This window comes from Stenotrophomonas sp. WHRI 8082 (assembly GCF_040223995.2).
In the GTDB taxonomy this organism is placed as follows: domain Bacteria; phylum Pseudomonadota; class Gammaproteobacteria; order Xanthomonadales; family Xanthomonadaceae; genus Stenotrophomonas.
In genome coordinates, this window is sequence record NZ_CP167826.1 from 3,592,160 (window position 1) to 3,607,155 (window position 14,996).

The 14,996-nt window shown below is 66.6% G+C and carries 13 protein-coding genes; 6 read left to right on the top strand and 7 right to left on the bottom strand.

Annotated features, from left to right (window positions below):
- The first annotated feature begins 1 nt into the window (after position 1).
- Positions 2-928 (top strand): endonuclease/exonuclease/phosphatase family protein, encoded by a 927-nt coding sequence (locus ABRP17_RS15670; protein ID WP_349986245.1) that lies wholly within the window; start codon positions 2-4, stop codon positions 926-928.
- Between the two features lie 259 nt (positions 929-1,187).
- Here ABRP17_RS15670 and ABRP17_RS15675 read toward each other — a convergent pair whose 3' ends face one another.
- Complete coding sequence (locus ABRP17_RS15675) at positions 1,188-4,622, bottom strand: Rne/Rng family ribonuclease (RefSeq protein ID WP_349986246.1); 3,435 nt, start codon at positions 4,620-4,622, stop codon at positions 1,188-1,190.
- 406 nt (positions 4,623-5,028) lie between these two features.
- Here ABRP17_RS15675 and ABRP17_RS15680 point away from each other — a divergent pair, with 406 nt between their 5' ends.
- Positions 5,029-6,003, top strand: a complete 975-nt coding sequence (locus ABRP17_RS15680; RefSeq protein ID WP_188326844.1) for an RluA family pseudouridine synthase — start codon at positions 5,029-5,031, stop codon at positions 6,001-6,003.
- Positions 6,004-6,454: 451 nt separating this feature from the next.
- Here ABRP17_RS15680 and zupT read toward each other — a convergent pair whose 3' ends face one another.
- The 3 genes from zupT to ABRP17_RS15695 form a co-directional block, all read right to left on the bottom strand.
- The gene (gene zupT / locus ABRP17_RS15685) at positions 6,455-7,264 is read right to left on the bottom strand and encodes a zinc transporter ZupT (RefSeq protein WP_188326845.1); all 810 of its coding nucleotides are present in this window, start codon (positions 7,262-7,264) and stop codon (positions 6,455-6,457) included.
- A gap of 100 nt (positions 7,265-7,364) precedes the next feature.
- Positions 7,365-7,790, bottom strand: a complete 426-nt coding sequence (locus tag ABRP17_RS15690) for an energy transducer TonB (protein WP_349986726.1) — start codon at positions 7,788-7,790, stop codon at positions 7,365-7,367.
- Positions 7,791-7,795: 5 nt separating this feature from the next.
- On the bottom strand, positions 7,796-8,137 hold the full coding sequence (locus ABRP17_RS15695; protein ID WP_188326847.1) for a 4a-hydroxytetrahydrobiopterin dehydratase: 342 nt from the start codon (positions 8,135-8,137) through the stop codon (positions 7,796-7,798).
- Between the two features lie 107 nt (positions 8,138-8,244).
- Between ABRP17_RS15695 and ABRP17_RS15700 the strand changes: the two genes are divergently transcribed.
- Positions 8,245-8,844: an NfuA family Fe-S biogenesis protein gene (locus ABRP17_RS15700; protein WP_188326848.1), complete on the top strand. Its 600-nt coding sequence runs from the start codon at positions 8,245-8,247 to the stop codon at positions 8,842-8,844.
- A gap of 34 nt (positions 8,845-8,878) precedes the next feature.
- Entirely contained in the window at positions 8,879-10,528 is a 1,650-nt protein-coding gene (locus ABRP17_RS15705; RefSeq protein ID WP_349986729.1) for a hypothetical protein, read from the top strand.
- Between the two features lie 137 nt (positions 10,529-10,665).
- Here ABRP17_RS15705 and ABRP17_RS15710 read toward each other — a convergent pair whose 3' ends face one another.
- Together ABRP17_RS15710 and ABRP17_RS15715 are read right to left on the bottom strand one after the other, a co-directional pair.
- Positions 10,666-11,097: a barstar family protein gene (locus tag ABRP17_RS15710; RefSeq protein WP_188326850.1), complete on the bottom strand. Its 432-nt coding sequence runs from the start codon at positions 11,095-11,097 to the stop codon at positions 10,666-10,668.
- Positions 11,094-11,552, bottom strand: a complete 459-nt coding sequence (locus tag ABRP17_RS15715; RefSeq protein WP_349986731.1) for a ribonuclease domain-containing protein — start codon at positions 11,550-11,552, stop codon at positions 11,094-11,096. The genes ABRP17_RS15710 and ABRP17_RS15715 overlap by 4 nt, the downstream gene beginning before the upstream one ends.
- 202 nt (positions 11,553-11,754) lie before the next feature.
- Between ABRP17_RS15715 and ABRP17_RS15720 the strand changes: the two genes are divergently transcribed.
- A complete protein-coding gene (locus ABRP17_RS15720; RefSeq protein ID WP_188326852.1) occupies positions 11,755-12,366 on the top strand; it encodes a superoxide dismutase in 612 nt (203 codons plus the stop codon).
- Between the two features lie 90 nt (positions 12,367-12,456).
- Here ABRP17_RS15720 and ABRP17_RS15725 read toward each other — a convergent pair whose 3' ends face one another.
- Positions 12,457-13,266: an endonuclease/exonuclease/phosphatase family protein gene (locus ABRP17_RS15725; protein ID WP_188326853.1), complete on the bottom strand. Its 810-nt coding sequence runs from the start codon at positions 13,264-13,266 to the stop codon at positions 12,457-12,459.
- 164 nt (positions 13,267-13,430) lie between these two features.
- Here ABRP17_RS15725 and ABRP17_RS15730 point away from each other — a divergent pair, with 164 nt between their 5' ends.
- Positions 13,431-14,993 (top strand): oligopeptide:H+ symporter, encoded by a 1,563-nt coding sequence (locus ABRP17_RS15730; RefSeq protein ID WP_349986734.1) that lies wholly within the window; start codon positions 13,431-13,433, stop codon positions 14,991-14,993.
- Positions 14,994-14,996 lie beyond the last annotated feature (3 nt).

A 14,996-nucleotide genomic window follows, 5' to 3' on the forward strand; every position in this document is an offset into this window, starting at 1 on the left:
CATGCGGGTGAGGGAAACGAAGGTCGCGCATCCGCTCGTCGGGCGCGCGCTGGGCGGGGTGGTGGGGTTGGCGTTGCTGCTGCCCGGTGCTGCAGGAGCGGCAGATCCGCCTTCGCGCGCCATCGCTGCAGCCAACCCCACCGTCGCGGGCGACGCCACGCGCGATGCGGGCATGAGCATGGTGACCTTCAACCTGCATCATGATCGCGAGGATTGGCCGGAACGCCGGAAGACCATCCTCGCCGGGCTGAAGCGCCTGCAGCCCGATGCGATCGCACTGCAGGAGGTCATCCAGAAGCGCGACGTGCGCAACCAGGCCGAATGGCTGGCGGCGAAACTCGGTTACAGCTACCAGTTTGTTTCCACTGATCCCGCCGGGTCGGTGAAGCGCTATGGCAATGCCTTGCTGACACGGCGTCCGGTACTGGCGCGTGGCGAGCACCTGTTGGCGCCGCTGGGTGACTACCGCACGGTGGCTCATATCCGCATCGATGTGGACGGACGGCCGGTGAACGTCTACGCCACGCATCTCAACGAACGGGCGGACGACGCAGGCAAGCGGATCCGTCGCGAGCAGGTGGAAGACCTGCTGCGTTTCATCAGCGCCACCTCGGCCGGAGCGCCGGTGGTGATCGCCGGTGACTTCAACGCACTGGTGGACGCGGGCGATCTCAGTGAGCTGCGCAGCCACTACGGCGACAGCTACGGCAGCGTGCACGTCAACAATGACCTGAGCACGGTGAGCACGCTCAACCGCCACTACTTCCAATCGCCGTCGCGGATCGACCATATCTTCTTCCAGCAGGACGTGATGCTGGCGCGCGAGGCGCGGATCCTGTTCGACACGCCCGACGAAGGCGGCCGCTGGGCGTCGGATCACTATGGCGTGTGGACGCGCCTCCAGTTCGCGCCGGATCCCCCGCGCTGAGCGCCGGGTAGAGCCGCGGGTAGAGCCGACTTCAGTCGGCTGGCTTTTGGTAGAGCCGACTTCAGTCGGCTGGGCGCATTCCGTTGGTAGAGCCGACTTCAGTCGGCTCATGCCGCAAGCAGACTGAAGTCGGCTCTACCCGCGGGTCTACCCGATGCTCAGCCGACTGAAGTCGGCTCTACCGGGGATATCGGCTGCGCCGGCCACAAAAAAACAGCGGCCCGAGGGCCGCTGTTTTCGTTTGCGTCACCGCTGGAGATCAGCCCTGGGGCAGATTGTCCGGCTTGGCCTTCTCTTCATCCGCGTCGGCAGCCTGTGCGTTGGTCTGGCTGACGATCGCGGCCTGCTCGGCGGCGTCGGTGCCGCCGGCCAGGATCGCCGGTTCGGCAGCCGCAACGGCTTCGACCACGGCCGGGGTGGCGACCGCTGCAGGCAGCGGATCCGCAGCCGGCTCAACCGTCGGCTGTACGGCCGGCGTGCTGGCGACCGGAGGTGCAACCGCGGCAGCTTCCTGTGCAGCCACCGGCGCACGGGCGGCAGGTGCGTTCACCGCGTCGAGCATGGTGGTCTGCACCGGGGCAGGCGATGCCACCGGGGAAGGCTTGACGGCTTCCGGTTCGGCGGCAGGCACGTGGGCGGGAGCCGACGGTGCCGGCTGCCAGGTCGGGGCGGTGTCGGTAGCAGCTGCCGGCGTCGCAGCAGCCAACGGGGCGTCAACCTTGCTGGCCTCAACCTTCGGAGCCTCAACCTTCGGAGCCTCAACCTTCGGAGCCTCGACCGGCGTTTCGACCTTCGGTGCCTCGACGGCCGCGACCGGCGGGGCCATCGGAGCTGCGGCAACGATCGGCGTCTCGACCTTGGGCAGTTCAGCCTTCGGTGCTACTTCCTTCGGCGCCTCGACCTTCGGCGCGGCCGGAGCCACGAAGGCGACCGGTGCGCTGCTGGCTGCCGGGCTGGCCGCGACCGGCACGATCGCCGCCGTGGTCATCACCGCTGCCGCACGCTTCTCGCGCTCGGCGGGCGCAGGCGCATCGCCTTCGTCATCGAAGTCGAACTCCGGCTGCGGACGCGACGACCTGGGTGCACGCGGTTCGGCCGAATCGCCGTCCTGCGCCTCAGCGCCCTGGGCGACGTCACCGTCCTCGTTGTCATCCTCGTCCGCATCATCCTGGCCGAGCGAATCGGTGGCGGTGCCTTCGGCATTGCCACGACGACGGCGACGACCACCACGACGACCACGACGACGACGCGAGCCGCCTTCGCCTGCACCTTCATCACCGGCGGGCGGCAGTTCGCCGTCGGCCTGGGTGACCGCGTTGGTTTCGTCCGTGTCCGCTGCGTTGTCGGCAACAGCATGGGAAACCGCAGCAATGTCCTGTGCGGCCGGCATGACCGGCGTTGCCGCCACGTCCGGCCTGGACGGGTCGGCCGCAGTCGATGCGGCAGCAACGCCTGCCGTCGCGGTCGCAACGGTGGCGGCGATGGCGGCCGTGTCGATCTGCTCGGCCGCATCACGCTGCGGCTTCTCGCCATTGGCACGCTCGCCATCCTGCTGACGCGGCTGGCGCGGCTGCTTCACCTTCGGCTGCTGCTGGCCCTGTGCGGGCGCCTGGCCTGCGGCCTGCTCGCTGCGTTCGCCACGCGGCTTGCCCTGTTCCTGGCGCTGCTTGGGCTGCTGCTGGCCATTGCCGTTACCGTTTCCGGCAACCGGCTGGGCGGCGACCTGCGCATTGCCACCCTGCGCGTTGCCCTGGCGGCGTTCACCGCGTTCGGCACGTTCACCGCGCTCGCCACGGTCCTTGTTGCGACCCTGGCCCGGTGCAGCAGCGTTGCCGGCTGCCGCGCCGTTGCGACCTTCATCACGGCGGTCCTTGCGGTCCTTGCCGTTGCGATCCTTGCCGCTGCGGTCCTTGCGGCCACTGTCGTTGCCGTTCGAACGCGCGGCCGGTGCCGGTGCCGGCGCGGCGGCCGGTTCACCACCGAAGATGCGCTTGAACCAGCCGACCACGCCGCCGGTAGCGGCCGGTGCGACAGCAACCGGAGCCGCGACGGGCGCGGGGGTCGGCTGCGGTGCGGCTTCGTCGCGGATCGGGGCGGGCGAGTTGTGCTGCACCTGGGTCACGGCCGGCGGCGGGATGTTCAGCTGGCCCTTGGTCAGGGCATGCACCGGCAGCTTGCGCGGGGTGCCGCGCTGGTAGCTCGGCTTGCCGCTTTCTTCACCCAGCTCGTTCTCACGCAGGCGGGTGACGGTGTAGTGCGGCGTGTGCAGCTGCTCGTCGGCCACGATGACGATCGGGGCTTCGTGACGCGCCTCGATCTCGCGCAATGCGCTGCGCTTTTCGTTGAGCAGGTAGTTGGCGATTTCCACCGGGGCCTGGACCAGCACCTGTCCGGTGTTCTCCTTCATCGCGTGCTCTTCGGCGACGCGGATGATCGACAGCGACAGCGATTCGACGCTGCGCATGCGGCCATGGCCGTCGCACTGCGGGCAGACCAACTGGCTGGATTCGCCCAAGCTCGGACGCAGGCGCTGGCGGCTCATTTCCAGCAGGCCGAAGCGCGAGATGCGGCCGACCTGGACGCGGGCACGGTCGTACTTCAGGGCCTGCGCCAGGCGGTTCTCGACCTCGCGCTGGTGCTTGTTGGACGACATGTCGATGAAGTCGATCACGACCAGACCGCCCAGGTCGCGCAGGCGCAACTGGCGGGCCGCTTCGTCAGCCGCTTCCAGATTGGTCTGGAACGCGGTGTCCTCGATATCGCTGCCCTTGGTGGCGCGCGAGGAGTTGACGTCGATGGCGGTCAGCGCTTCGGTCTGGTCGACCACGATCGATCCGCCCGACGGCAGACGCACGTTGCGCTCGTAGGCGCCCTCGATCTGCGATTCGATCTGGAAGCGGTTGAACAGCGGGATGTCGTCGGTGTAATGCTTGAGCTTGCGCAGGGTCTGCGGCATCACCTGCTGCATGAACTCGCGGGCGTGCTCGTACATTTCTTCGGTATCGACCAGGATCTCGCCGATGTCCGCACGCAGGTAATCGCGCAGGGCACGTACGATCAGGCGCGATTCCTGGTAGATCAGGAATGGGGCCGGCTTGCTCAGTGCGGCTTCGGCAATGGCGCGCCACACGTTCAGCAGGTAATCCAGATCCCACTGCAGCTCTTCGGCATCACGGCCGACGCCGGCGGTACGGATGATCACGCCCATTTCGTCGGGAATGTTCAGCTTGTCCAGCGCGTCCTTCAGGGCGGCGCGGTCTTCACCTTCGATCCGACGCGACACGCCACCGGCGCTCGGCGAATTCGGCATCAGCACCATGTAGCGGCCGGCCAGCGAGATGAACGTGGTCAGGGCGGCGCCCTTGTTGCCGCGCTCATCCTTGTCGATCTGCACCACGATTTCCTGGCCTTCGCGCAGGAGCTCCTTGATGCCGGCCTTGTTGTGGTCCACACCGGCCTGGAAGTAATCGCGGGAGATTTCCTTCAGCGGCAGGAAGCCATGACGGCCACCGCCGTATTCAACGAAAGCCGCTTCCAGCGAGGGCTCGATGCGGAAGATCCGGCCCTTGTAGATGTTGGACTTCTTCTGTTCCTTGGCCGGCTGCTCGATGTCGATGTCATACAACGACTGGCCATCCACGATGGCGACGCGCAGCTCTTCAGCCTGCGTAGCGTTGATCAGCATTCGCTTCATTGTTGCGTTCCTCGCAAGCGGCTACCGCGCGGAACGCCATGGAGTTTCGCCTCTGGACACGGCTGGCCGCCCATTCGCGCAGGCGCGGGGAGGGAGGCCCGGGTTTCCAGCGCTACGACACCACGGCAGGCCGCGGGAGCGCTCTTCTTATCTGGTTTTGGTAGTACGGGACCGGCGGCAGCTGTCAGCCAAAACTGGAGCGCCACGCGGGACAAGTTCAGCGCGATTACGTGTCAGGCAATCGGCGATGGCCGGGAGTGCCGATGAGCCGCTAACATGGCCGCCCCGGGGGCGGTGGTCGCGCACTGTGCCGGATTCGTCGGAAGACAGGCTTCTGGCCTGGAGTAACTTCCAACGAAATCAATCCCTTATCTCGCCGCCCGAGTGTAACAGAATAAACAGGCTGATGACTGCTCAAGACCCCGCAAGCCCCAATTCCGACAAGCCTTCCGTGCGCATGATCACCGTTCCCGATGACCGGGCGGGACAGCGGCTGGACAATTTCCTGCTCGGACAACTGAAGGGCGCTCCGCGCAGCCTGGTCTACAAGCTCGTCCGCAGCGGCCAGGTGCGGGTGAATGGCGGCCGCGCCAAGGCCGAGCGCAAGCTGGAGGGCGGTGAGGTGATCCGCATCCCGCCGGTTCATCTCAGCGAGGAGGGCGACAAGACCGGTCCACCGGAATCGTTCATGCGGCGGCTGGAACAGGCCATCGTCTACGAGGACGAGCGTTTGCTCGCACTGAACAAGCCGTCCGGCGTGGCCAGCCACGGCGGCAGCGGGATCAGCTTCGGCGCCATCGAGACCTTGCGGGCCCTGCGCCCGGGCAGGACGTTGGAGCTGGTGCACCGACTGGACCGTGACACTTCCGGCCTGTTGATCGTGGCCAAGAAGCGCTCGGCACTGAGCGAGCTGCAGGCCCTGCTGCGGGAAGACCATGGCGCGGGCATCCGCAAGAAGTACCTGACCCTGCTGGTCGGGCGCATGCCCGATGGCACGATGACCGTGGATGCGCCGTTGCACGTCGGCCTGCGGCAAGGCGGGGAGCGTCACGTGCAGGTGAATGCGATCGGCAAGGAGTCCATCAGCCACTTCAAGGTGCTTGAGCGTCGCGGTGGCCATTCATATTGCGAGGTGCGCATCGAGACGGGCCGCACCCACCAGATCCGCGTGCACGCCCAGCATCTCGGGCATTCGGTAGCCGGTGACGACAAGTACGGCGATCCTGCAGTCAACAAGCGCTTTCGTGAGCAGATCGGGTTGAAGCGGCTGTTCCTGCACGCCGCGTCGCTGGAGTTCTCGCTGGACGCCGGCAAGACCCCCTATCTGCTCACTGCGCCGCTGGCCGAGGAGCTGGTCGAGGCGCTGGATCGGCTGAAGTAGGGGCAGCGAACGGCACGGGTCCACGTCATCGCATTCGCGCTGCCGCTCCCACGCTTTGCTTCGCAAACCGTGGGCCCCGTCTCACCAGCATCCACACCCCGCCGCTTCGCGGCCGCCCCTGACTCAGGGGCTCCCTCCGCCTGACCGATCAATGCAGCCTGTGGTAGCGCCGAGCCGTGCTCGGCGTAATGTTCCCGCCAACGGCCCGCTGCGCTCGCCGACCATGGGTCGGCGCTACCGCTTTTTTTTCTTTTCATGCGCGGCGGGCGGCCACGGAACCTGTCAGGGGCCGGGCGGTGGGGCTGGGCGGGGGCGTTGAGCGCCATGGATGGCGCGAAACGAGGCACGCAGGACGCAGCTCTTGCCGTCCCCCGCCCAGTCCCGCCGCCCGGCCCAGCCCGAGATGCACTCCAGCCAGCCGCGAGGGGATCTCACCCGTTCGCCTACCCACTCACCACTTGAACAGCACCAGGCTCAACGCCAGCGTCATCATGCCGGCCACCAGCCCGTAGACCGTTTCGTGACCCTTGGCGTAGCGCTTCGCGGCCGGCAGCAGCTCGTCCAAGGCCAGGAACACCATCACGCCGGCGATCAGGCCGAACACCCAGCCGAAGGTCGCGTGGTTGAGTGACCCGGAAAGCAGGAAATACCCGATGGCCGCGCCAATCGGCTCGGCCAGGCCGGACAGCAGGCTCGCGGCGAACGCATAGAACTTGTTCTGCGTGGCGAAGTACACCGGGATCGCGATCGCGATGCCCTCCGGGATGTTGTGGATCGCGATGGCGAAGGCCAGTGGCATCCCGACCGAGGGGCTTTCCAGCGTCGCGAAGAACGTGGCAAGGCCTTCGGGGAAGTTGTGCGCGGTGATCGCAACGGCGGTCAGCAGCCCGACCCGCTTGATGTAGGCCTTGTTGTCGTCGCGAAACGCCGGGTCTTTCTTGTCCAGGCTTTCGTGCGGATTCGGGATCAGGTGGTCGATGCCCATGATCAGCAGGATGCCAAGCAGGAAGGCGAACGTGCCGAAGGTGAAGCCGAGCCGCGCGTCGTAGGCCTGGGTGAACGAGTCGATGGACTTGTTGAGAATCTCCGACAACGACACATACACCATGGCACCGCCGGCGAATGCCAGGCCGAATGCCAGCAGTCGGGGGTTCGGCCGCTTGGCGAACAGCACCATGAGGCTGCCGAGGGCCGTCGCCAATCCGGCGGCGAGGGTGACCCCCAGCGCCATCCAGACGTTTTCAGTGGAAATCTGCAACATGGGCCAGCGCGATCCTTCAGGGAGTGCGCGCCCCGCAGAGGCGGGACGCAATGGGCAGGGAAGGCGGGCGCTGGCTGGCCTTGGGTGTCAGGAAAGGACGTCAGCCGCCGCGACGCAGGCGCTCTTCCACCGCGAAGCATTCGGTGGGGCGCGGTTCGGGCGGGTTGAAGCTGACCGGTACCTGGATCGTCGCCGGCACCTTCTGGCCGTTGCGGCTGGCCGCATTGAACTGCCACGCCAGCACGGCGGTGCGGGCATTTTCATCCAGCTGCGCATTGCCGCTGCCGGTCAGCACGGTCACTTCGGTCGGTTTGCCTTCAACACCGACGACGACCTTCAGCGTACTGGTGCCACCGACGCCGGTGCAGGCCAGCTCGATGGGGTATTGCGGCGGCGGGGTCTTCACCGCGGCCACCTCCGTCGGGGGCGTACGGGGTGCAGCCGGCGCCTCCGCGGTGCCGGTGCCACCACACGCCGCCAACAGCGCCGCGGTGGCCAAGGGGACGATCAACAGGCGCAGTTTCATGGGGCTCACTCCGTCAGGGCCGATGCTTTGGCGGCGCAGATGAAATCATTTTCGCTGAGGCCGCCCACGTCATGGGTGGAGAAGCGCACCACGGCCCTGTCGTAATGAACCCCCAGGTCCGGGTGGTGGTCTTCACGGTGGGCCACGAACGCAAGCGCGTTCACGAAGGCCATCGTGCGGTGGTAATCGCTGAAACGGAACGTGCGCTGCAGGGCCTGGCCGTTCTCCACCAGTTCCCACCCGGGGATCTGCGGCAGCAGTTCCGTCACCCGGGCCTGGCCCAAGCGGTGTTCGTTGCCGCGGCGCGGGATGCAGTGGGCCTGTGCCAAGGGGACCAGGTCGTTCATGGGACGCTCCACGTGTGAAAAAGTTGACTGAACAGTGCGCGGTCAGGTGTATAAACCGAATGAGCGCGAAATGATCGCCTGACAGGGTACTTGGTTAGAATAGCCCGATGATCCAGATATCCGACACTGCCCAGACCCATTTCAGTCGATTGATCGAACGCGAAGGCGTGCCCGGAATGGGCGTGCGGTTGAGCGCGGTCGATCCCGGTACGCCGCGTGCCGACGCGCGCTTGGAGTTCGCTGACCCCAGCGACCTGCAGGGCGATGAGTGGGCCGTGGACTGTAATGGCTTTACGTTGTACGTCGCCGCAGACAGCGTGGGCTGGCTGGATGGCGCGGAGATCGACATCGTCACCGGTGCGGCCGGCGGCCAGCAGCTGACCATCAAGGCGCCGCGCATCAAGGGCGAAGCGCCCGGCGATGCGGCTTCCCTGGTCGAACGCGTGCACTGGGTCGTGGAGAACGAGATCAACCCGCAGCTTGCCTCGCATGGTGGCAAAGTCGCGGTGCAGGAGGTGTCGGCCGAAGGGGTCGTCCTGCTGCGTTTCGGTGGCGGTTGCCAGGGCTGCGGCATGGCCGATGTCACCCTGAAGCAGGGCATTGAAAAGACGTTGATGGGCCGCGTGCCGGGCATCACCGCAGTGCGCGACGCCACCGACCACGAAAGTGGCCAGGCGCCGTACATCCCCCGCGGCAACGCCGCCTGACGCCCGCTGCGTGCCGTCAGCCCGGGCGACACAGTTGATCGACGCCCTGCTGGCACGCCAGCAGGAGCCGCCCATCCTGGAGAAAAAGACCCGCCTGCCTTATGGCTGGGCGATCTGGTTCCGTGCGTTGTCTCCGTTGCCGCGTCCGCAGCATGCACGCGAGATCGTCGCCGTCCTGGTACCACGACCGCTGCCGGCACCGCCCGGCCGGTTGCCGCAACTCGGTGCGTGGACGGCCCTGCGTCGGCTGGCGTGGCAGCAATGGGAACCGGCACCCCGCGACCAGCGCTGGATGCGCTGGACCTCGGCGGCCGTCAGTGTCCTGCTGCATCTGCTCTTCGCATTCCTGCTGCTGTGGGTCGCCCTGGTGCGGTCGCCTACGCCTGAAACACAGGGCGGTGATGGCGAGCGCGTGCAGGTCGAGTTCGTCGGGCAGGGCGCGCAGGAAGGCGGAGGAGACCAGCCGGGTGGCGATCCCGCTGCGGCCGCCGCCGCCAGCGCAGCGCAGGCCGCGGCTGAGCCGTCGCCTGCGTCGAACGCTGCCGCCGATGCGTCCCCGCCGCCGGCCGAGACCGCGCCGGCGTCTGCTTCGGCAGCATCGCCGGCCGAGACGCAACCGTTGCCGCCACAGCCTGCGCCCGCTCCGCCTGTGCCGGCCGATCCCGCTCCCCCGGTGCAGGCCACCACGGTGGTCGAGCCGACAACCGATTTCATCGTGCCGCCGGTCACTGTGCCGCGTACCGAGGTCACGGTCGTACCGCGCGAGGTCGCGCCGACGGTGCGCGAGCGGGAAGTGACGCTGCCGGTACAGGCACCAACGCCCCTGCGTGTTGCACCGGCCGAGGTGACCGTTCGCGTGCCGGTGCGTGAGCCTGCCCCTGTGCGCGAGCGCGAGGTCACGACGGTGACGGCACCGACCATCACGCTGCCGACGCTGAAGGGCAATGAGCCGGTGGTGCAGCCGCGCCCCGCCACTGTGGCGGCGGTGCGCGAGCGCAGCGTGGCCAACGCAGTGGCGCCGTCTCCGTCACGCCCATCGCCTGCCGCGTCATCCGCCTCCTCGTCGTCGTCATCGAATGCCGCCTCCCAGACCGCTGCACAGCAGCGCACGGGTGACCGTGCTGCCGCTGCGCCGGCGCGCGCTGGCGCTCAGCCCAGCCCGACGCCGGGCAACTGGGCGACACCGGCGCGCGGCGATGACTGGGGCGCGTCCAATCGCAACCAGGCAGGTGCTCCAGCGGGCGCGCAGGCGGGCCGCGCAGCCGGCAAGGGCGACGGTCTGTTCAACGCCGATGGCAGCACCCGCGTGCCGGGCCAGGACGGCAAGGGCGACAGCGAACGGGGCGCGCCGGGCGGTGACAGCGACGGCTGGTCGCGTGAGCGCATCGCCGCCTCCGGTACATGGCTGAAACGGCCGCCGTACGATTACACGCCGACCTCGTTCGATAAGTACTGGGTGCCGCAGGAATCGTTGTTGGCGGAGTGGGTACGCAAGGGGGTGCAGTCGGTGGAGATCCCGATTCCCGGCACGAGCACCAAGATATCGTGCGTCATCTCGGTGCTGCAGTTCGGTGGCGGCTGCGGCCTGAACGATCCGAACATGCAGGAGCAGCCCGCCATCGCCCGCCCGCCGCCGGATATCCCGTTCAAGAAAGAGCTGCAGGAAGACAACGGCAGCCGCTGACGGCCAGCGGCCGTCACTACCTGGCTACGGTGATCGGGCCGGTGTAGCGCCGAGCCACGCTCGGCGAGCGCGCAGCGCGGCGCCTTTGCTGTTCCGCCGAGCACCGCTCGGCGCTACCGGAGCACACGAGGGTGTCGTCACCCTGCGTCGGGATCCGGCGCGGCGGAAAGAAACACCCACATCGGCACATCCTGCCCCAGCCAGAACTGGCTGGCCTCGTCCAGGATATCCAGCAACGTGTCGAAGCTTTTGCTGTCCTGTGCGCGCAGTGCATCGATGCGGTCAAAGAACAGGGCATGGCCCGTTTCCGAGCGCAACCACTGCAGGTCACGCAGGTTGTCCGCCAGCGCATCCCAGTTGCCACCGAAGCCGGCCGGGAAATCCAGCTGGGCCGACAGCCGCGCCAGCAGCGTGCGCTTGTCTGCCACACCCTGCAGATCGATGCGGCGCACCTGCAACCCGGCATCGCGCATCGCCGCAGCCAGTGCCGCTTCGTCGCCTTCGGCAATCGCATAGACGCCGGCGTTGTTGATGTCGTGCAGGCCGAGGCCGAATGCATCCTGGCTCATCGTGTGGTCTCCCGCGCCGGGACGCTGAAGCTGCGGAACGACGCATAGTGGTCGCTGGTGTAATACCAGGCGTCTGGCGGATCACCGCCGGTGATGATGCGGCGCGCGCCACGGTTCGAGGCGCCAGGCGTGCGCACCGTGTACTCGCGGTAATAGCCGCGCGGACGCTGCGGCAACTGCTGCTCGCGGTTGCCGAATGTGCTGCCATCCTGCGCATGCGGGTAGGGGCCTCCGCGCTGGATCAGTGCGATGGTGTCCCGCGCCTCGGGCGGCAGGAACGACGGAAACGCGTCGTGTGTACTGCCACTCGCTTTTGCATCGGAGGCGGTCGGCGCGCCAGGCGCCGACAAGGAGGGCGCGAACTGCGGCTTGGCCGGGCGCTGAAGGTAGTGATTGCCGATCAGGCCCAGCAGCAGCAGGCCGATGGCGGTGATCAACAGCCGGGGGTTGCGCATGGTGGCGACGGAGAAAGGGAGGAAGGGGAATATCGTAGCGTCTGTCCGCTGCACCGGGGATGAGACGGCGGCTGTCGCACCACGGTCACCTGCAGGACGAAGTTTCCTTTACATCCCACTTGGTAATCTTCACGCCTGTCCCCATCCTTTACTGCGCACCGCCCGGCAGTCGCCGGGTCCCCAAGCTACAAGGAGATGCACCATGGCCTACACCCTGCCCAAGCTGTCCTACGCCTACGATGCCCTGGAACCGCATATCGATGCGGCCACCATGGAAATCCACCACACCAAGCATCACCAGACCTACATCAACAACGTCAACGCGGCGTTGGAAGGCACCGAGTTCGCCGATCTGCCGGTTGAAGAGCTGGTGAAGAAGCTGAAGTCGCTGCCGGAAAACCTGCAGGGCCCGGTGCGCAACAACGGCGGCGGCCATGCCAATCACTCGCTGTTCTGGACCGTGATGGCCCCCAATGCCGGTGGCAATCCGGTGGGCGACGTGGCCAAGGCGATCGACGCCGATGTCGGTGGTTTCGACAAGTTCAAGGACGCCTTCACCAAGGCCGCGCTGACCCGTTTCGGCAGCGGCTGGGCGTGGCTGAGCGTCACCCCGGACAAGAAGGTCGTGGTGGAAAGCACCGGCAACCAGGACAGCCCGCTGATGGAAGGCAACACGCCGATCCTGGGCCTGGACGTGTGGGAACACGCGTACTACCTGAAGTACCAGAACCGTCGCCCCGATTACATCGGCGCGTTCTTCAACGTCATCGACTGGAACGAAGTCGAGCGCCGTTACCAGGCCGCGATCGCCTGATCGCAGTGGCTGGGTGAAATGCAGGGGCCGTGCAGCGATGCGCGGCCCTTTTTTGTTGTTTGACGGGCAGCGAAGGTCACTGCCGATGCATCAGCCTGCCGGACTCTGCAGCCTCAGCACCGCCATGACGCCCAGCGGCAACAGGGGCTGCTCGCCCTCCGCGGAAAGTTCAACGCGTTGTTGACGCTGGCCACTGAACGACTTCACCTGGAACAACACATCCAGGCCATGGCTGCCTTGGCTGCCATTGTTTCTGTCCGGATGCGCGGACGGATTTCGCCGCGAGGGCTGGAATCCGGGCATACCCCGCACCACTTCACTGCTGCCTGCGCCGAAGTCGCCCACGATCAGGCTCGGATGTCCTTCCGCCGTGGCCGCGATCCAGGCCATCAGGTCGTTGGCCTGGTGCTGCCGGTTGGCGGCCGAGTCCGGATCCGTACGCAGCCGCGCCGCATAGATGTTGACCTGGGTCTCGCCCAGTGCCACCCGCATCATGCCGGCCGCGCTGTAGGGCCCCGGCGGATGCAGCAGGGTCACCCCGTCTTCTTCGACCCGCAGGCGGCTGAGCAGCGCACTGCCATGGCGTTCTGCCTGGCTGGGCGGATCGGCGGTAATGAAATCGCAGCTGTAACGCAGGCGGCTGGCCAACCAGCAGGCCGGATTGCGTCGACCCTCCTGCAGTACCTGTTGTACCGAGATGACATCCGGCCGCAGCGTGGACAGCAACTGCGCGATGGCCTCCCGGCGCGCCAGCCAGGCCGGATCGTCCTGTGCGGGAAGATGCAGGGTGGCCACAGTGAGCTCGGGAACCGGCGCGGACGCGGCAGGCTGCGCACGTAATGCCAACGGAGTCAGCAGAAGGCCAAGGCAGAGCAACACGGGGGAGGGCAGGGCGCGCATAACGATAAGTTTACGCTTGTGCCGTGCAGGTATCGTGACCCCGGATCCACCACAGCTGCGCCTGCCACGCTTTCATGTGCGTGTCATGCAGCCCTGCAGCGTGCGCAGGGCTGGCCCATTCCGGTAACCTTGGCGCTTTCGTGTCCGCAGGAAAGCATCACAGGATGAGCCATAACGCAGCCGCCCCCGCCGGCAAGGGCACCATGCCGCGCCAGATTCCCTACATCATCGGCAACGAGGCCTGCGAACGGTTCAGTTTCTACGGGATGCGCAACATCCTGGTGCAGTTCCTGATCACCTCGCTGCTGCTGCAGGAGCTCACCGCGGAAGGGCGCGCCGGTGAGGCCAAAGACATCATGCACAGCTTCATGATCGGCGTGTATTTCTTCCCGCTGCTCGGTGGCTGGCTGGCCGACAAGTTCTTCGGCAAGTACCACACCATTCTGTGGTTCAGCCTTATCTACTGCCTGGGGCACCTGTGCCTGGCGCTGTTTGAAGGCAGCCGCGAAGGCTTCTTCTTCGGCCTTGGGTTGATCGCGCTCGGTGCCGGTGGCATCAAGCCGCTGGTTGCCTCGTTCATGGGCGACCAGTTCGACCAGAGCAACAAGCACCTGGCGAAACTGGTGTTCGATGCCTTCTACTGGATCATCAACTTCGGCTCGCTGTTCGCCTCGCTGCTGATTCCGTTGGTGCTGAAGAACTGGGGCCCGCAGTGGGCCTTCGGCATCCCCGGCATCCTGATGTTCATCGCGACCTTCGTGTTCTGGCTGGGGCGCAAGCGCTACGTGTTGACTCCGCTGCCGCCGAAGGACCCGCATTCCTTCTCCAACGTGGTGCGCACGGCACTGACCGCGCGCGTACCGGGCCGCGGTCGCCCCGGCCTGGCCATTGCGGTGGCCGGCATCGTGCTCGCGGTCGCCTCGTTCGGCCTGGTGGGATCGCTGGGCATCGTGATCTGCCTGTGCCTGGCGCTGGTGGCCATCTTGGCGGGCATCGGCGGCGGTACGTGGATGCAGCTGGATCGCGCACGCAGCGTGCATCCGGCCGAGGCGGTGGAGGGCGTGCGCTCGGTCCTGCGCGTGCTGGTGATCTTCGCGCTGACCACGCCGTTCTTCTCGCTGTTCGATCAGAAAGCATCCACGTGGGTGCTGCAGGGGCAGCAGATGGACATGCCGAGCTGGTTCACCGCCTCGCAGATGCAGGCGTTGAATCCGCTGCTGGTGATGATCCTGATCCCGTTCAACAACCTGGTGCTGTACCCGGCACTGCGTCGCTTCGGTTTCGAGCCGACCGCGCTGCGCCGGATGACCGTGGGCATCGCCTTCAGTGGGCTGGCGTGGATCGTGGTGGGTGGCATCCAGGTGGTGATGGACGGCGGCAACGCGATGTCCATCTTCTGGCAGATGCTGCCGTATGCGCTGTTGACCTTCGGCGAAGTGCTGGTCTCGGCCACCGGCCTGGAGTTCGCCTACAGCCAGGCCCCGCAGGCGATGAAGGGCGTGGTGATGAGCTTCTGGAACCTGACCACGACAATCGGCAACCTGTGGGTGCTGCTGTCCAACGCCGCAGTGCGCAACGATACGGTGACCCATCGGATTGCCAGTACAGGCTTGAGCGAAGCCGCTTTCCTGATGTTCTTCTTCGCTGGCTTTGCGTTCGTGGCGGCACTGGCCTTCGGCTGGTATGCACGCCGTTACCGCATGGTCGACAACTACCGCGCTGCCTGAGCC